Annotated in this window: 15 protein-coding genes and 1 tRNA gene; 7 read left to right on the top strand and 9 right to left on the bottom strand. The window is 74.5% G+C overall.

Annotated elements, in window-relative coordinates:
- The first annotated feature begins 18 nt into the window (after positions 1–18).
- A tRNA-Leu gene (locus AFE02nite_RS04305) sits at positions 19–101 on the top strand.
- A gap of 80 nt (positions 102–181) precedes the next feature.
- Here AFE02nite_RS04305 and AFE02nite_RS04300 read toward each other — a convergent pair.
- From AFE02nite_RS04300 to AFE02nite_RS04285, 4 genes are read right to left on the bottom strand one after another with little or no spacing between them, the layout of a single operon-like run.
- On the bottom strand, positions 182–583 hold the full coding sequence (locus AFE02nite_RS04300; RefSeq protein WP_034245555.1) for a VOC family protein: 402 nt from the start codon (positions 581–583) through the stop codon (positions 182–184).
- Positions 584–637: 54 nt separating this feature from the next.
- Entirely contained in the window at positions 638–1,795 is a 1,158-nt protein-coding gene (locus AFE02nite_RS04295; protein ID WP_186814457.1) for an acyltransferase family protein, read from the bottom strand.
- A 57-nt stretch (positions 1,796–1,852) separates the two neighbouring features.
- The gene (locus AFE02nite_RS04290) at positions 1,853–3,340 is read right to left on the bottom strand and encodes an SDR family oxidoreductase (protein ID WP_034245560.1); all 1,488 of its coding nucleotides are present in this window, start codon (positions 3,338–3,340) and stop codon (positions 1,853–1,855) included.
- A 17-nt stretch (positions 3,341–3,357) separates the two neighbouring features.
- Positions 3,358–4,122 (bottom strand): MBL fold metallo-hydrolase, encoded by a 765-nt coding sequence (locus AFE02nite_RS04285; RefSeq protein WP_034245563.1) that lies wholly within the window; start codon positions 4,120–4,122, stop codon positions 3,358–3,360.
- Positions 4,123–4,192: 70 nt separating this feature from the next.
- Here AFE02nite_RS04285 and AFE02nite_RS04280 point away from each other — a divergent pair, with 70 nt between their 5' ends.
- On the top strand, positions 4,193–5,158 hold the full coding sequence (locus tag AFE02nite_RS04280) for a GlxA family transcriptional regulator (protein WP_034245565.1): 966 nt from the start codon (positions 4,193–4,195) through the stop codon (positions 5,156–5,158).
- Between the two features lie 23 nt (positions 5,159–5,181).
- Here AFE02nite_RS04280 and AFE02nite_RS04275 read toward each other — a convergent pair whose 3' ends face one another.
- Both AFE02nite_RS04275 and AFE02nite_RS04270 read right to left on the bottom strand, forming a co-directional pair.
- Positions 5,182–5,685, bottom strand: a complete 504-nt coding sequence (locus tag AFE02nite_RS04275; protein ID WP_261765446.1) for a pyridoxamine 5'-phosphate oxidase family protein — start codon at positions 5,683–5,685, stop codon at positions 5,182–5,184.
- A 59-nt stretch (positions 5,686–5,744) separates the two neighbouring features.
- Positions 5,745–6,518 carry a glycerophosphodiester phosphodiesterase family protein gene (locus AFE02nite_RS04270; RefSeq protein ID WP_034245566.1) on the bottom strand — a complete coding sequence of 258 codons (774 nt, stop codon included), beginning with the start codon at positions 6,516–6,518 and terminating at the stop codon, positions 5,745–5,747.
- Positions 6,519–6,582: 64 nt separating this feature from the next.
- On the opposite strand from AFE02nite_RS04270, the gene AFE02nite_RS04265 reads away from it, so the two are divergent.
- Positions 6,583–7,485, top strand: coding sequence for a glycerophosphodiester phosphodiesterase family protein (locus AFE02nite_RS04265; RefSeq protein ID WP_034245569.1), 903 nt, complete (start codon positions 6,583–6,585; stop codon positions 7,483–7,485).
- On the opposite strand, the gene AFE02nite_RS04260 is transcribed toward AFE02nite_RS04265, so the two are convergent.
- Genes AFE02nite_RS04260 through AFE02nite_RS04250 form a run of 3 tightly spaced genes read right to left on the bottom strand, consistent with a single transcriptional unit; the run spans position 7,471 to position 10,190 of the window.
- The gene (locus AFE02nite_RS04260) at positions 7,471–8,436 is read right to left on the bottom strand and encodes an alpha/beta hydrolase (protein ID WP_034245572.1); all 966 of its coding nucleotides are present in this window, start codon (positions 8,434–8,436) and stop codon (positions 7,471–7,473) included. The genes AFE02nite_RS04265 and AFE02nite_RS04260 overlap by 15 nt on opposite strands.
- A gap of 7 nt (positions 8,437–8,443) precedes the next feature.
- Entirely contained in the window at positions 8,444–9,907 is a 1,464-nt protein-coding gene (locus AFE02nite_RS04255; RefSeq protein ID WP_261765445.1) for an MFS transporter, read from the bottom strand.
- A 19-nt stretch (positions 9,908–9,926) separates the two neighbouring features.
- A complete protein-coding gene (locus tag AFE02nite_RS04250) occupies positions 9,927–10,190 on the bottom strand; it encodes a YciI family protein (RefSeq protein ID WP_034245585.1) in 264 nt (87 codons plus the stop codon).
- Positions 10,191–10,267: 77 nt separating this feature from the next.
- Between AFE02nite_RS04250 and AFE02nite_RS04245 the strand changes: the two genes are divergently transcribed.
- The 4 genes from AFE02nite_RS04245 to AFE02nite_RS04230 all read left to right on the top strand — a co-directional run bounded on the left by AFE02nite_RS04245 (position 10,268) and on the right by AFE02nite_RS04230 (position 17,095).
- Entirely contained in the window at positions 10,268–11,674 is a 1,407-nt protein-coding gene (locus tag AFE02nite_RS04245) for an MBL fold metallo-hydrolase RNA specificity domain-containing protein (protein ID WP_034245574.1), read from the top strand.
- 72 nt (positions 11,675–11,746) lie between these two features.
- Positions 11,747–13,978, top strand: a complete 2,232-nt coding sequence (locus tag AFE02nite_RS04240; RefSeq protein ID WP_146819117.1) for a glycoside hydrolase family 3 protein — start codon at positions 11,747–11,749, stop codon at positions 13,976–13,978.
- 271 nt (positions 13,979–14,249) lie between these two features.
- The gene (locus AFE02nite_RS04235) at positions 14,250–15,908 is read left to right on the top strand and encodes an ABC transporter substrate-binding protein (protein WP_034247374.1); all 1,659 of its coding nucleotides are present in this window, start codon (positions 14,250–14,252) and stop codon (positions 15,906–15,908) included.
- Between the two features lie 86 nt (positions 15,909–15,994).
- Entirely contained in the window at positions 15,995–17,095 is a 1,101-nt protein-coding gene (locus AFE02nite_RS04230) for an ABC transporter permease (protein ID WP_034247373.1), read from the top strand.

The raw sequence follows: 17,095 nt of genomic DNA, 5'->3' as shown, positions 1-17,095 counted from the left end.
GGTTCGAAGCGACCACCTGTCCGGGTGGCGGAATGGTAGACGCGCTAGCTTGAGGTGCTAGTGCCCTTATGGGCGTGGGGGTTCAAGTCCCCCTCCGGACACTCGTTGAGACAGCGACCTGAAGGCCCCTGACCTGCGGAGACGCGGGGCAGGGGTCTTCGTGGTTCTGGGCCGCCGCGGCCTACGCGTCGGTGCGCGAGAGGTCGAGGACCGCGTGGTTGGCCTCGATGTTGTTGCCGTCCGGGTCGCGCACGAACGCGGCGTAGTACGAGACGACCGGCCCGCCCACGTACTCTGGCCAGTCCCGCGCGTCGTGCAGCACCTCGGCGCCCACATCGCGTGCGGCGGCCAGGAACGCGTCCACCGCCGCGCGCGACGGGGCGGCGAAAGCCACGTGCGACTCGCGGAAGCCCTCGCCGAACCGGTGGGTGCCGATCCAGAACTCCGGACCGTGGTCGCCCCAGCCGATGGCGTGGGGGGACTTGTCCTCCTGGCGGACGGCGCCCAGGGCGCCGAGCACCGCGTCGTAGAAGCGGGCGGAGGCCTCGAAGTCGGAGACCTGGATCTCCACGTGGTCGATCACGGGGTGATCTTGGCCCGCGCCACCGTCGGCGACAAGCAAGGCCCGGGCCACGGGCTACAGATACCGACCCACCACGGGTAGCCGGGTGAGCAGCCCGCCGATGGCGAACGAGCCCGCCACCCCGGCGACGCTCACCAGCGCCCACTCGACCTCGGGCGGCCAGACGACCTCGTGGCTCGCGAGCACGAGGCCGACGAGCACGAGCTGGTGCACGACGAACGCGGCGAAGGCCGCCCGGCTCGCCCGGCGCGCCACCGTGCCCTGGTGGTCGAACCGGCGCCGGAAGAGATCGACCAGCCACAGCGGCATCGAGACCACCAGGGCGCCCTCGATCGCGGCGAGCGCGAGCGACTGCCACGTGCCGAAGCCCGCGAACGCGTCCAGGTCCGCCCCGGCAGCCGCCGCGGCCCCGATCAGCACGGCCGTCGCGACGAGGGCGCCGATCCCGACGCGCCGGGCCCATGCGGCGACGGCCGGGGGCACCGGGTCCAGCCACCCGCGCTCCGCGCCCACGACGCCCATCGCGAACCCTGCCACCCACGTGGGCGCCTGCCCGACCGCGAGTCGGGCCACCTCGTCACCCACGGGGACCTCGATGCGCACCAGCCAGCTGACGGCGGCGATCGCGCACGCCACCGTGACGAGGTGGCGCCGTCGCAGCGGGCGCGGGCCGCGGGCCGGAACGATCGCCCGCACCACCGCGTAGACCAGGGAGAAGAGCAGCAGCACGGCGAGGAACCACGTCGGTCCCCACGAGGGCGGCGTCGGCCAGGACCACCAGACCACCTCGAGCGTGTAGGCCACGAAGCCGCGCTCCCAGCCGGCCCGGTCCGGGTCCACCCACTCCACGACCGGCGCGACCAGCAGCACGAAGCCCAGCAGGGGCAGTCCGAGCCGCGCCAGGCGGTCCACCGCGAAGCGCCGCGTGCCCTTCCGGGCGAGCGAGCCGGGCGTGTACATCCCGGCGAGCAGGAAGAACACCGCGAGCCCGAACAGCGCCCCGCTCGAGGCCAGCACCAGCACGCTGAACAGCGGCTCGCGCACCGGGTCCTCCGTGAACACCCAGCTGCCGACGCCGGTCCAGGCGATCGTCACGTGCGCGACGATCACGCCGACGACGAGGACCACCTTCAGGTTGTCCGCCCAGGCGTCGCGCGACTGCCCGGCCCGGGGCACCGGGTCCGCCTGGAGGGCCGGGTCGACGGGAGCCACGGCGGCCACCTCCACGCCCAGTGTGACGCGTCCGCACCGCCGGGGGCAGCGGTCAGGTCAGGCCGACGGCGCTGTCGTCTGCGCCCACAGCCGCTCGGCCTCCGCGGCCATGCCGCGCTGCATCCCGCCGAACACCACGCCGTGGAACGGCGCCACCGACCACCAGTACAGCTGCCCGGCCAGGCCGTGCGGGTGGAAGGTCGCCACCTGGCGCAGCGTCGAGCCGCCGCCGGGCTCGGGGCGCACGGCGAGCTCGAGCCAGGCCAGGCCCGGCAGGCGCATCTCGGCGCGCAGGCGCAGCATCCGCCCGGGCACCACCTCTTCGACGCGCCAGAAGTCGACGACGTCGTCCACGGACAGCTGCACCGGGTCGCGGCGCCCGCGGCGCAGGCCGGGGCCGCCGGAGAGCCGGTCGAGCAGCCCCCGCACGCGCCACGCGAGCGGCCAGGAGTACCAGCCGCGCTCGCCGCCGACGGACTGCAGCACCCGCCAGACGGCGTCGGCCGGCGCGGCGACCCGGGTGCGGCGCTCGTCGCGGTACAGCGAGCCGCCCGCCCAGTCCGGGTCGCTCGGCAGGGGGTCGCTCGGGGCGCCTGGTACCGAGGCGTTCGACCAGCGCGTCGCGACGTCGGCCTCCTGAATCCGGGCCAGGGCGAGCCGGACGGCGTCGTCGAACCCCAGGAGGCCGGTCGGCGGGTCCGGCGCGTAGGCGGCGATGTCGTGCTCCTTGCAGACCACCTCATGCACGAGCGACTCGACGAGCGGCCGCGCGAGCGGGCCGGGCACGGGCGTCACCAGCGAGACCCACAGGCTCGACAGGCGCGGGGTCAGGACGCCGACGCGCACGATGACGCGGCGGCGCAGCCCGGCGACCGCGGCGTAGCGGTGCATCATCTGCCGGTAGGTCAGCACCTCAGGTCCGCCGATGTCGAAGGCGCGGTTGACCTCGGGCGGCATGTCCGCGCTGGCCACGAGGTAGCGCAGCACGTCGCGGATCGCGATCGGCTGGATCCGGTTGTCGACCCAGCGCGGGGTCGTCATCGCCGGCAGGCGCTCGGTGAGGTAGCGCATCATCTCGAACGACGCCGAGCCCGAGCCGAGGATGACGGCGGCGCGCAGCACCGTCGTCGGGACGCCCGAGGCGAGGAGGATCTCGCCGACCTCCTTGCGTGACTCGAGGTGCGGCGACAGGTCGGGCACGTCCGGGTGGAGGCCGCCGAGGTAGACGATGCGACCGACGCCCGCCTCCCGGGCGGCACGCGCGAACGTCAGCGCGGTGCGACGGTCGCGCGACTCGAAGCGCCGTCCGGAGCCCAGGGAGTGGATGAGGTAGTAGGCCACGTCGACCCCGGTCAGCGCGGTGCGCGCCTGCTCCAGGTCGGCGGCGTCCGCGGTGACGAGCTCGACGCGGCCGGCCCAGTCGCGGCCGGCCAGCCGCCCGGGGTTGCGTGCGACGGCCCGCACGCGATGCCCCGCGGCGAGCAGCTCCGGCACCAGCCGCCCGCCGACGTATCCCGTCACCCCGGTCACGGCCACGACTGCCATGCCTCAGCGTAGGAGCGTCATCTCGCGAAGGCGACGGCGGTCTCCTCGCCCGGGACGAGCACGCGCAGGCGGTGCGACAGGCCGGCCGCCGCGAACGCGCCCACGACGGCGTCCACCGGCTCCGTGAAGTGCGCCCACCCGTCCGCGTGCACGGGGATCACCACGGCCCGCGGCCACAGGCCCGCGACGGCGACGGCCCGCTCGGCGTCGAGCGTCAGCGGTTCGGGGAAGCGCCCCGTGTTCGCCGCGCCCGCGTGCAGGACCGCCACGTCCACGTCGGGGACCTCGCGCGCGATGCCGGCCGCGACGTCGACCGACGCGTTGTCCCCGGAGACGTACACGGTGGGCGCGCCGGGTGCGCGCAGCAGGAACCCGACCACTGGGCCGGTCAGCGCCTCGGCCCCGGGCGGCCCGTGCAGGGCGGGCACGGCCGTGACGGTCGCGCCGTCGTCGCCGAGGGGGAGTGCCTGCCAGGGCTCGAGCCCGACGACGCCCGGCAGGCGGGCCGCGGCCGTGGTGGTGGAGACGACAGTGGGCACCGAGCCGAGGAGCGCCCGGCCCGCGACGTCGAGGTTGTCGGCGTGCTGGTCGTGCGAGACGAGCGCGAGGTCGAGCGGGCCGAGGTCCGCGGGGGAGACGGCCGGGCCGGTGAGCTTGCGCAGCGTGACACCGCCCGGGTACTCACCGGGCTCGTCGAAGGTCGGGTCGCAGATCACGGCGCGGCCGGCCCAACGCAGGAACAGGGTCGGTCCGCCGACGTGGAGCGCGGTGAGGGTGGTCATGGCTCGAGCCTGGTCGCCTCGCACCGAGCGCGCGAGTGGCCCGCGAGACGCGGACCGCTAGATTCAGGCCATGGTCGTCAACGCCCAGCGGGAGCACCGGGTCGCCGTCCTCGCCTTCCCCGGCATCAGCCCGTTCCACCTGGCCGCGCCGTACGCGGTGCTGCAGGGGACCGCCCGACGGCCGCTGCCGCTGCCCTACCGCCTCGTGACCTGCGCGGAGGATCCCGGTCCCGTACCCACCAGCGCCGGCTGGCCCGTGCTGGTCGAGCACGGGCTGGAGGCGCTCGCCGGCGCGGACACCGTCGTCCTGCCGAGCTGGGACACGACGGCGGACCCGAGCCCGGCCCTCCTGGCCGCCGTCGTGGCCGCCCACCGTCGCGGCGCGCGCGTCGTCGGGCTCTGCCTGGGCGCGTTCGTCGTGGCACGGGCGGGGATCGCCGACGGTCGCGAGGTCGCGACCCACTGGGCCGCCGCGGCCGAGCTCGCCGCGGCCGCCCCTCGCGTGCGCGTGCGTGCCGACGTCCTGTGGCGCGACGAAGGCGACGTCGTGACGTCCGCGGGTGTGGCCGCCGGGCTGGACTGCCTGATCCACCTCGTGCGCGAGGACCTCGGCGCGGCGGCCGCCTCGGCTGTCGCTCGCTCCCTCGTGCTCGCACCGCACCGCGACGGCAGCCAGGCCCAGTTCATCCCGGCGCCCCTGCGCCCGGCGCCCGGCAGCGACCTGTTCGACGACGCCCTGACCTGGGCGCTCGAGCACCTGGCCGACCGCGTCGGACTGGACGCATGGGCCTCGCGCGCCGCCATGTCGCGCCGCACCTTCACGCGGCGCTTCCGCGAACGCACCGGCGCGAGCCCCGGCGCCTGGCTGCTCGACCAGCGGCTCCTGCGCGCCCGCGAGCTCCTCGAGACCACCGACCGCCCCGTGGACGCGATCGCGGCGGACGTCGGCTTCGCCACGGGTGCCTCGCTGCGCGCGCACTTCGGCGAGCGGTTCGGCACGACGCCCGGGCGGCACCGCCGCGCGTTCGCCGCCTGACGGTCGAGTGTCCCGCCCCCGCGTCACTCCATCTCGACGCGCGCGTTCTCCCCGCCCTCGTACCGCTGGCCCGTCACCCGGGCCTTCGCATAGGACACCAGCGTGGCGAGCCGCCCGGGGGTGTCCCAGTACTCGGCGGAGTCGGCGACGACCTTGATCAGCACGAGCCCGTCGTCGTCAGGCCCGTCCGGGTACCAGGCCTTCACGGCCTCGTTCCACAGCTCGCGCTTGCGCTCCGGGTTGTCCACGACGACGGCCGTCCCGGTCAGCGAGACCCACGTCGTGGCCGAGCCCACCGTGACGTTGACCTGCGCGTTCGCGGCGACGTTCGCGACCTTGCGGGAGCTGCGCTCGGCGAAGAACCACAGGTCCCCGTCGAACTCGATCTCCTGTAGCGCCATCGGCCGCGACACGAGCGTGCCGTCCGCCGCGATGCTCGTGAGCATCGCGATGCGGTGGCCCTTGACGAGGTCGGCGACCTTCCGGGTGCCCTCGTCGGCGGACAGGTGGTCAGGGGTGGCGGACACGGTGACTCCGTTCGTCGGGTCCGGCCATCCTGCGTCCGCCGCACCCACCGCGCGACCGGTCAGGCGCCGAACCACTGCCCGCGGGCGGCCAGGACGTCACGCAGGACGTCGGCCCGGTCGCTGACGATCCCGTCCACGCCGAGGTCGAGCAGGCGCACCATGTCGGCGGCCTCGTTCACCGTCCACACGTGCACGAACCGGCCCGCCGCGTGCGCGGCGGCCACCGTCGCCGCCGTGACCACGGGGACGCGCTGGTGCCGTTCGGGCACCTGCAGCCCGTCGACGGCGCCGAGCGCCCGCGCGACCGCGCGACCCCGGCCCGTCGCGACCGCCACGCGGAACCGCGCCGCGGTCCCCGTGCCGGCCGACGTCGTCACCGGTCGGGAGAGAGCCCGCTCGACGGCCCGGCGTCGTGCGTCGGAGAACGAGGCCACGCACACCCGGTCGTGCGCGCGGGTGCGCTCGATCGCCTCGACGAGCGGCCCGATGGCGTGCGCGGACTTCACGTCGATGTTCACCCGCAACTGCGGCCAGGTGCCGAGGAGGTCGTCCAGGCGGGGGACCGGCTCGGTCCCGGCGATCCTCGCCCGCGCGACCGTCGACCACGGCAGGTCGGCGATCCGTCCGGTGCCGTCGCTGACCCGGTCGAGCGTGTCGTCGTGGAAGGCGACAGCGACGCCGTCGCGCGTCGCGTGCACGTCGGTCTCCACGTACCGGAAGCCGAGCGCGACGGCGGCCGCGAACGCCGCCATCGAGTTCTCCGGCTCGGCCGCCGAGAAGCCGCGGTGCGCCAGCGGCAGCGGACCCGGGTGGTCGAGGTAGGCCGTGCGCACGCACCGACGCTACGACACCACCCGTCCGGCACACGAAGCCTCCGGGGCGTGACAGGCTGGGTGGATGCCCGCCGATCCTGCCCGCGTCAAGGTCGTCGCCCACCGCGGTGCCAGCGCGCAGTGGCCGGAGCACACGCGCGCCGCGATGCTGCAGGCCATCGCCGACGGCGCGGACGGGATCGAGTGCGACGTGCGCCTGACCGCCGACGACCGCCTCGTCTGCTGGCACGACCCGACGGTGGACCGCACGTCGGACGGCCGCGGCTCGGTCCGGGCCCGGACCCTCGCGCAGCTGCGCGAGCTCGACGTCGTCTCCTGGCACGGTGGGCCCGTCGTTCCGGCGGCCCTGGGCGGCCCGCGGGACCAGGTCCTCACGCTCGAGGACCTGCTCGACATCGTGGCGGCGGCCGGCCGGCCCATCGACCTGGCGATCGAGCTCAAGCACCCGGCGGCCTACCGGTTCGCTGCGGAGGACGCGGTGCTCGAGGTGCTCGCCGGCCGCGGCTGGGACCCGGCGACGGGGGAGCTGGGCGGCGGTGGCCGCGTCTCGCTCATGAGCTTCCACCCGGGTGCCGTCCGCCACCTGCGCCGCACGGTCGGTGCCCCGGTGGCGATGTGCCTCCTGGACACGCCCGCCGCGGCCGTGGCCTACGACGGCGGCGCCCCGGCCACCCGGGCCGTCAAGGCGGCGTACGTGCGCAGGGTCACGAAGCAGTCGGCCGACCTCGTCACGAGCGGCGAGGTGGGCGGCGCGGGCCCCGGCGTGGACTACGTCGTGGCGTTCCCGGACCGGGTGCGCGGCTGGGTCGAGGCCGGGCGGCTGGTGCGGGTGTGGACGGTCGACACCGCCGAGGACCTGGCGGCCGTGCTCGCCGTCCGGGCGCACGAGGTCACGACGAACGTCCCCGCGAAGGTCGTCGCGATGCTGGCGGGCGCGACGCCGTCGGACGAGTCACCGGCGAGCTGAGGCGCGTGCGTCGAGCCAGTCGAGCACCGCGCTGAGGTACCGGTCGCGCGGCCCGTCGGCCGAGAGGCTGAGGTCGTGCACGCCGTCCTCGATGCGCACGACGGTGACGTCGGTGCCCAGGCGCGGCGCGAGCCGCCACGTGTGCGCCGGGTCGAGCACGGTGTCCTGCCGCCCGAGGTCGGGGTTGTCGTCACGGTTCGGGCCGCCCGACGCCGACGTGCACACGAGCACGGGGACCTCGAGCCGCAGCCCCCGCGCGACCGTCCGCTGACCGGCGACGACGGCGCGGAGCCACCCTGCGCGCACCGGGAACCCGCCCGGTGGCTTCAGTCCCAGGTCGTAGGTCCACCGCCCGCCGTTCGCCACGTGCAGCTGCCGCTGGTAGGCGGACCCGCCGCCGCGCTCCACGACGCGCAGCGGTGCGAGCCGGCCGACCACCCCCACGACGGCGGCCTGCCACGCACGCCGCGCGCGCCCGCCGTTCAGGCGCAGCCACGGGCTGTTCAGCACGAGCGCGTCCGGACCCCCGGCGTCCCGCCGCGCGGCCGCCCACAGGGCGCCGGTCAGCCCACCCGTCGAGTGGCCCGCGACGGCCACCCACGGGTGGCCCGCACCGCGCACGACGTCGAGCGCTGCGTCGAGGTCCGCCCGGTACTCGGCCAGGTCCGTGGTGAAGTGGGGGACCTGACCGGGGCGCGTCGAGCGCCCGCACCGGCGCAGGTCCACGCCGTAGCAGGCGTAGCCGCGGGCTCCCAGCGCGTCGGCGACGTGCGCCTGGAAGACGTAGTCGTTGTACCCGTGCAGCAGCAGCACGGCCGGTCTGGCGTCGGTCCCGGAGGTCCCCGCCACGGCTGCCGGTGCGGCCCGGACGACGGTGACCACGTCGTCGCCCGCTCCCACGGGCACGGTCAGCCGCTCCCAGCCCGGGACGTCGTCGGGTGACCAGCCCACGGCGGGCTCAAGGCGCCGGGACGACGGGCGTGGGGGCCTCCCCGGCCTCCGTCGCCTCGGCGAGCGGCGCGCGCACCTGCGCGACGCGCAGCGGCAGGAGCAGCGCGAGCCCGACCGCGAGCACCAGCACGATGCCGACGACGCCCCAGTGCTGGCTGCCGCTCACCGTGATGAACGTGGAGAAGGCCAGCGGGGCGAGGAAGCTGGCCGCGCGACCGGTCGTCGCGTAGAGGCCGAACACCTCGCTCTCGCGGCCCGGCGGGATCACGCGGGCCAGCAGCGAGCGGCTCGCCGACTGCGCCGGACCGACGAACACGCACAGGAGCAGCCCGAAGACCCAGAACGCGGTGGCCCCCGCGTCGTGCAGGACGAACACCGCCGAGCCCGAGATCACCAGCCCGACGAGCGAGGTGGTGATCACCGCCTTCGGCCCGACCCGGTCGTCCGCCCAGCCGCCCAGCAGCGTCGCCACGCCGGCCACCAGGTTCGCCGCGATCGCGAACACGACCACCTCGCTGGCGGAGAAGCCGAAGGTGCCCGAGGCGATCACCGCCCCGAACGTGAAGACGCCCGCGAGCCCGTCGCGGTAGACCGCGCTCGCCAGGAGGAAGTACAGCGTGTGCCGCGCGTTGCGCCACAGCGCGGCGATGTCGCGCCCGAGCTGCCGGTAGGAGGCGAGGACGCTCGGGGCCTGCCGCCGCGTGTCCTGCGGCACCTCCGGGACGGCGACGAGTACTGGGATGGCGAACACCGCGAACCACACCGCCGACACCAGGACCGACACCCGGATGTCCATGCCGTCGCCGTCGGTGATGCCGAACCAGCCGACCTCGGGGTTGATGAACCCGACGAACAGCAGCAGGAGCAGCACGATGCCGCCGATGTAACCGGCCCCCCAGCCGATGCCGCTGACCTTGCCGAGGGCGCCCGGGGCGGCGATCTGCGCCAGCATCGCATTGTAGTTGACCGACGCGAGCTCGAAGGCGATGTTGCCGAGCGCGAGCAGGGTGATGCCGAGCACGACGTTGTAGCTCAGCGCGTCCGGGTCGGGCCGCACGAGCACCATGGCGGCGCTGAGCAGCACCGTCACGGCCGTCTGGATGCCCAGCCACCACGTGCGGCGTCCGGCGCTGTCCGCGCGGGCACCGAGCACGGGAGCCGCCAGCGCGATGCATGCGCCGGCCGCCGTCAGACCCCAGCCGAGCCAGGCCGAGTGCTGGGCGAGGATCGCGTCGAGCGCGTCGGTGGCCGGTCCGCCGGCCGCCCCCTCGGCCTCGGCGGCCGCGACGGCGGCGGGATCGGCGAACGCGTCGCTCGTGATCCACCTGGTGAAGACGAACGTCGTGATGACGGCGTTGAACGCCGCCGACCCCCAGTCCCACAGCGCCCACGCGGCGACCCGGCCGCGGTGCGTCGTGACGGTCGGGCGGGTCACGGGCACGGCGGTCACCGTCGGGGCGTCATCGCTCACGGGTGCATGGTAGGAGGCGTCAGGGACCGACGACAGGCGCCCACTCGCGGACGGACACGACCCGCACGCCGTGTGTGGAGCGGTAGTAGGGATCGCCGGCGAGCACCTCCTCGGCCGTCGCCAGGTCGCCGTCGACGAGCACGAGGGCGCCGGAGTCGTCCGCGAACGGACCGGCGGCGTGCACCACGCCGCGCGCGTGCAGCTCGGCGACGATCGCGCGGTGGGCGGGCCGGGCGGCCAGGCGCTCGGGCGTCGGGGACAGGGCGAGCTCGATGGCGATCACGCGGCCGACCGTACGGCAGCCGCAGATCACCCGCGATCCGCTGTCCGCCGGGCGGGCACGGGGAGCAGGCTGGAGTCATGACCGGCAGCCACGGCCCGGCATCGGGCGACCCCGTCTCCCTCGGTTTCCTCGGCGGCGCGGCGAGCGTCACCGGGTCCCGGTTCCTCCTCACGCACGCCGGTCGGCGGCTGCTCGTCGACTGCGGGCTCTACCAGGGCGAGCGTGAGCTCCGACGGCGCAACTGGGAGCCCTTCCCTGTCCCGCCGGCGGCGATCGACGACGTCGTGCTCACCCACTGCCACCTCGACCACTGCGGCTACCTGCCGGCCCTCGTGCGGGACGGCTTCACCGGCCCGGTGTGGGCGACCGAGGGCACGGCGGCGCTGGCCGAGATCGTGCTCAAGGACTCCGGCTACCTGAACGAGCGCGACGCCGAGCAGGCGCGGGAGGGCGGCTGGTCCCGCCACGAGGTGCCGCTGCCCCTCTACACGGCCGACGACGCCGTCCGCGCCGCCCGCGCGTTCCGTGCCGTCGCGTTCGACCACCCCGTCGACCTGGGCGGCGGGACGCGAGTGACGGCCTCGCGCGCCGGGCACGTGCTGGGCTCGGCGAGCGTGCTCGTGGAGATCGGCGGCACGAGCGTGCTGTTCTCGGGCGACCTCGGCCGCACCGCGCACCCGGTGCTGCGGCCGCGGGCCGACCCGCCGGCGGCCAGGACCGTGGTGGTCGAGTCCACGTACGGGGACCGGGAGCACCCGGAGCCGATCGGGCTGCCGCACGAGGTCTTCGCGGCCGCCATCCGCCGGACCGTCAAGCGCGGCGGCTCGGTGCTCGTCCCGGCCTTCGCCGTGGACCGGACGGAGCTGGTGCTGCAGGCCCTGTCGGAGATGGTCGCGGCCGGGCGCATCCCGCACGTGCCCGTGTACGTGGACAGCCCGATGGCGCTGGCGGCCCTCGAGATCTACCGGCGCGAGTCGCAGCGCGACGAGCTGCGCACCGACATCGACCCGCAGCTGGCCCGCCTGCCGCTGCTGCGAGCGGCGCGGACCCCCGACGAGTCCAAGGCGCTGAACAACCCGGCGATGCCGTGCATCATCATCTCCGCGTCGGGGATGGGCACGGGCGGGCGGGTCGTGCACCACCTGCGGCACATGCTGCCGGACCCGCGCAACACCGTCGTGCTCACCGGCTACCAGGCGGTCGGCACCCGCGGCCGGGCGCTCGCCGACGGCGCAGCGGAGGTGAAGATCCACGGCCGCTACGTGCCCGTCGAGGCCGAGATCGTGCGCGACGAGGAGTTCTCCGTGCACGCCGACGCGAGCGAGATCCTGGACTGGCTCCGGGCCCTGCCCGAGCGACCCGAGGTGGTCTATGTGGTGCACGGCGAGGAGGCGGCCTCGCGGGCGCTCGCGGCCCGCATCCGCGCCGAGCTCGGCTACACGGCGGTGGTGCCCACGCTGGACGAGCGCGTGCGGCTGGGCTGACCGACGCCGCCGACCCCAGCGGGCCCGGCCGGCCGCAGCGCCGGCCGGGCCCGCGTGTGATAGACCCTGGCCATGACGACGGAGCACCCGGCCAGCGACCCCACGACCCGCGCGGCCGGTGCCGACGACGTCCCGACCGGTCCGGGCGCGTTCGAGGCTGCGGTGGCCCGCGTCCGCGCGGGCGCCGACCCGTTCGAGCAGGCCAGAGCCCTGTACGGGGCGCTCGACGACGCCGAGCGGCTCGGTCTGCTCGACGGCGACATCCCGTTCTGGCCCGGCATGCGGGACCTGCTCGCCGAGGGGTACAACGTCCGCCCGTACCCGATGGGCGCGGCCCCGCGCCTGGGCGTGCCGGGCCTGCAGTTCGTGGACGGCCCGCGCGGGTGCGTGGCCGGCCAGGGCACGGCGTTCCCGGTCTCGATGGCCCGTGGCGCGACCTGGGACGTCGCGCTCGAGGAGCGCGTGGGCGCCGCCATCGGGACCGAGGTGCGCGCCCAGGGCGGCACGTTCTTCGGGGGCGTGTGCCTCAACCTCCCGCGCCACCCCGCCTGGGGGCGCGCGCAGGAGACCTACGGCGAGGAGCCGGCGCTGCTGGGGGAGTTCGGGGCCGCCCTCGTGCGCGGCGTCGCCCCGCACGCGATCGCCTGCGTGAAGCACTACGCGCTCAACTCGATGGAGAACGCGCGGTTCAGCGTGGACGTGCGCATCGACGACGCGACGCTGCACGAGCTCTTCCTCCCGCACTTCCGGCGCGCGATCGACGCCGGTGCCCTGGCCGTGATGAGCTCCTACAACTCCGTGAACGGCCAGTGGGCCGGCCAGAACCCCGAGCTGCTCACGCGCGTCCTCCGCGAGGACTGGGGCTTCACGGGCACCGTGATCACGGACTTCATCTGGGGCATGCGCGACGGCACCGCGGCCTTGCGGGCGGGTCTCGACGTCGAGGCACCGTTCGCGCAGCAGCGGGTCGCGCACCTCGCCGCCGACCTGGCGGCCGGGCGCGCCGACTGGGCCGACGTCGAGCGGGCGGCGGTGCGCACCCTGGCCACCCAGCTGCGCCTGCACGCCGGCCGCACGGGCGCCGAGCCCGGGCCGGAGGTGATGGCGTGCGCGGCGCACCGGGCCCTGGCCCGGGAGGTCGCCGGACGCGCCATGGTGCTGCTGCGCAACGAGCCGGTCGACGGCGCCCCGCTGCTGCCGCTCGACGCCGCGCGGCTGCGGCGCGTCGCCGTCCTCGGCCGGCTCGCCGACCTGCCCAACACCGGCGACCACGGGTCGTCGGACGTGCGGGCCCCCGAGGTCGTGACCGCGCTCGCCGGCCTGCGCGCCGCGCTGCCGGCCGCCGACGTCGTGCACCTCACCGATGCCGACCCGCTGGCCGCGGCCGCGCGCGCGGCGGATGCCGACGTCGCCGTCGTCGTCGTGGGGTACACCGCGCAGGACGAGGGCGAGTTCGTCGACGGCGGCGTCTTCACGCGGCCCGAGCTCGCGGCGCTGTACCCGGAGCCCGCGGACGACGAGGAGCGCCGGGTCCGCGACGCGCTGTTCGGGGCGACGGCGACCGGCACCTCGCTCGCGGGGGGCGACACCGCCGGCGGCGATCGCGCCGACCTGCACCTGTCGGCCGACGACGTCGCCCTCGTGCGCGCGGTCGCCGCAGTGAACCCGCGCACCGTGGTGGCGGTCGTCGCGGCCGGGACGGTGCTCATGGAGGAGTGGCGGCACGACGTCCCCGCGCTGGTCATGATGTGGTACGCGGGCATGGAGGGCGGGCACGCCCTCGCGGACGTGCTGCTGGGGCGCGTCGACGCGAGCGGACGCCTGCCCTTCGTCGTCCCGACGGCCGCGGAGCACCTGCCCGAGTTCGACCGCGAGGCGACCGAGGTCGTCTACGACAGGTGGTTCGGCCAGCGCAGGCTCGACCACCTCGGGGTGCGCCCGGCGTACCCGCTCGGGTTCGGGCTCTCCTACACGACGGTCGGCATGGCGCTCGTCGACGCGCGACGGGAGGCGGACGAGGCCGTCGTCGTGGCTCGCCTGACCAACACGGGGGAGCGCGACGGGCGCCACGTCGCGCAGGTCTACGGCGTGACGGACGCCGGCGAGCGGCACCTGCTCGGGTTCGCCGCCGCAGGCGTCGCGGCCGGGGCCAGCATGGACGTCGTCGTGCGTGCGGACCTGCAGCTGCTCGGTGCGTGGGACCCCGCGACGAGGCGCGTGGTCGCCCCGGCCGGCCCGGTCCGGCTCGAGCTCGCCGCGCACGCGGGGGACCCCGCGGCGGCCTCCGTGGTGCTCGGGGGCTGAGAACGGGGGTCGGCAAGGCCGGGTCGGTCCCCGCGCCGAAGGCCGACCGGAGGGGCCGACGGCACATTCGAGACGACACGCCACAGTGTGAGACATCTCTCGCACCGAAGTCCCTGTGCGGCGGTCCCATGCTCTGAGAACCTTGTCTTTCACTACGAGACGGTAACGATCGGGCGAACGGCACATCCGCGTAACACGGGAGTGCTACTCATACGCCACTGACCGTGCGGGACGACGGGTGACCGCGTCCCACGAGGAAGAGGTGAATCGGATGGCAGCGGTGTTCTCCAACCGCCGGCGTGCGCTCGCCATGACCGCCGGCACCGCCGCGGTCGTGGTCGCACTCGCCGGCTGCGGTGGCGCGGACGACGGCGGCTCGGGTGACGGCGGTGGCGCCGGCGGCGAGCTCGTTATCGGCACGACCGACAAGATCACGACGATCGACCCCGCGGGCTCCTACGACAACGGGTCGTTCGCCGTCATGAACCAGGTGTTCCCGTTCCTGCTCAACACCCCGCTCGGCAGCCCCGACGTCGAGCCCGACATCGCGGAGTCCGCGGAGTTCACCTCGCCCACCGAGTACACGGTGGTGCTCAAGGAGGGCCTGACGTTCGCGAACGGGAACGAGCTCACGTCCTCCGACGTGAAGTTCACGTTCGACCGGATGCAGGCCATCTTCGAGTCGGGTGCGGACGGCGGCAACGGCCCCGGCTCGCTCCTGTACAACCTCGAGAGCACGGAGGCGACCGACGAGCTCACGGTCGTCTTCCACCTGAAGTCCGAGAACGACCAGGTGTTCCCGCAGATCCTGTCGAGCCCTGCGGGCCCGATCGTGGACGAGGACGTCTTCGCCGCCGACGCACTGACCCCCGACGCCGACATCGTCGCGGGCAACGCCTTCGCGGGTCCGTACGTCATCACGAGCTACGACCTGAACAACCTCATCTCCTACGAGGCGAACCCCGACTACCAGGGCCTGCTCGGCGCGCCGCGCAACTCCGCGGTCAACGTCAAGTACTACGCCGAGGCGTCGAACCTCAAGCTCGACGTCCAGGAGGGCAACGTCGACGTCGCGTACCGGAGCCTGTCGGCCACGGACATCGAGGACCTGCGCGGCGACGAGAACGTCGAGGTCGTCGACGGTCCCGGCGGCGAGATCCGCTACATCGTCTTCAACTTCGACACCCAGCCGTACGGCGCCACGACGGCCGAGGCCGACGAGGCCAAGGCGCTCGCCGTCCGCCAGGCGGTGGCGCACCTCATCGACCGTGCCGAGCTCGCGGAGCAGGTCTACAAGGGCACGTACACGCCCCTGTACTCGTTCGTCCCGGACGGCCTGACCGGCGCCACCGAGGCCCTCAAGGACCTCTACGGCGACGGCGACGGGGGGCCCGACGCCGACGCGGCCGCGGCCGTGCTCGAGGAGGCCGGCGTCACGACGCCGGTGCAGCTGTCGCTGCAGTACTCCAACGACCACTACGGTCCGTCGTCCGGCGACGAGTACGCGCTGATCAAGGACCAGCTCGAGTCGAGCGGCCTGTTCACCGTCGACCTGCAGACCACCGAGTGGGTGCAGTACGCGCAGGACCGCACGTCGGACGTCTACCCGGCCTACCAGCTCGGTTGGTTCCCGGACTACTCCGACGCTGACAACTACCTGACGCCGTTCTTCCTGGTGGAGAACTTCCTGGGCAACCACTACGTGAACCAGGAGGTCAACGACATGATCCTCGAGCAGGCGGTGACCACCGACGCCGATGCGCGGACGGCGCTCATCGAGGACATCCAGGCCGCCGTGGCCCAGGACCTGTCGACCGTGCCGTACCTGCAGGGTGCGCAGGTCGCCGTGGTCCGGACGGGCGTGACCGGCGCGGGCGACACGCTCGACGCGTCGTTCAAGTTCCGGTACGGGGCCCTGGCCAAGGACTGACGGCACGCCGGGGGCCCGCCGGCGACGTGCCGGCGGGCCTCCGGCCCGCACGTGCCCGGGCGACCGGGCCGAGGACGAGGTTGACGATGACCACGACGACGCAGCTCCCGGCGGCGGCACCGGACGAGGAGACGGCCCCACCCGCGGGCCGTGCCAAGGGCGGTGGTGGGACGTTCGGGCGCTACCTGCTCGTGCGCTTCGCGCTGATCTTCCCGACGATCTTCATCCTCGTCACCGCGGTGTTCTTCATCATGCGGGCGACCGGCGACCCGATCACCGCCGCCCAGGGCGGTCGCCTGCCCGCGGACCAGCTCGCGGAGCGGATCCACCAGGCCGGGTACGACCGCCCGCTGCTGACGCAGTACTGGGAGTACCTCGGCGGGATCCTCCGTGGCGACTTCGGCACCACCCTGAGCGACAACCGGCCCGTGACCGAGGTGATCACGACCTTCGGGTCGGCGACGCTCGAGCTGGCGTTCTACGCGCTGATCATCGCGTTCCTCGTGGGCGTGCCCCTGGGCAGGCTGGCCGCCTACCACCGCGACAAGACGCCCGACGCCGTCCTGCGGGTCTTCGGCATCCTCGCCTACGCGACGCCCGTCTTCTTCGCGGGCCTCCTGCTCAAGCTCGTGTTCTCGCGGTGGCTCGGCTGGCTGCCCGTCGCCGGGCGTGCCTCCACGGGGACCGAGATCGACCTGGCCGGTCTGGACGGCGCGACGGGGATCTACCTCATCGATGTCATCCGGCTCGGCGACGGTGCCGCGATCGCGGACGTGCTCGAGCACGCCGTCCTGCCCGCCGTCGCTCTGGGCCTGCTCACCGCCGGCGTGTTCCTCCGGCTGGTCCGGACGAACGTGATCGGCACCTTCGGGGCGGGCTACATCGAGGCCGCGCGATCCCGCGGCGTCCCCGAGCGGCGCCTCCTGCGCACGCACGCCTACCGACCGGCGCTCATCCCCATCATCACCGTCATGGGCATGCAGATCGCGCTGCTGCTCGGCGGCGCCGTCCTCACCGAGACCACCTTCGAGTGGAAGGGCCTGGGCTTCCAGCTGGCCGAATACCTCCAGGCTCGCGACTTCGTCGCGGTCCAGGGGATCGTCGCCGTGCTGGCCGTCATCGTGGCCGTCTCGAACTTCGTCGTCGACGTCCTCGCGGCGCTCATCGACCCGAGGGTGAGGTACTGA

It is taken from the genome of Actinotalea fermentans, assembly GCF_007991475.1.
Lineage (GTDB): Bacteria > Actinomycetota > Actinomycetes > Actinomycetales > Cellulomonadaceae > Actinotalea > Actinotalea fermentans.
The sequence above is the reverse complement of the archived record's forward strand: the minus strand, read 5'-3'. Positions and strand labels throughout refer to the sequence as shown.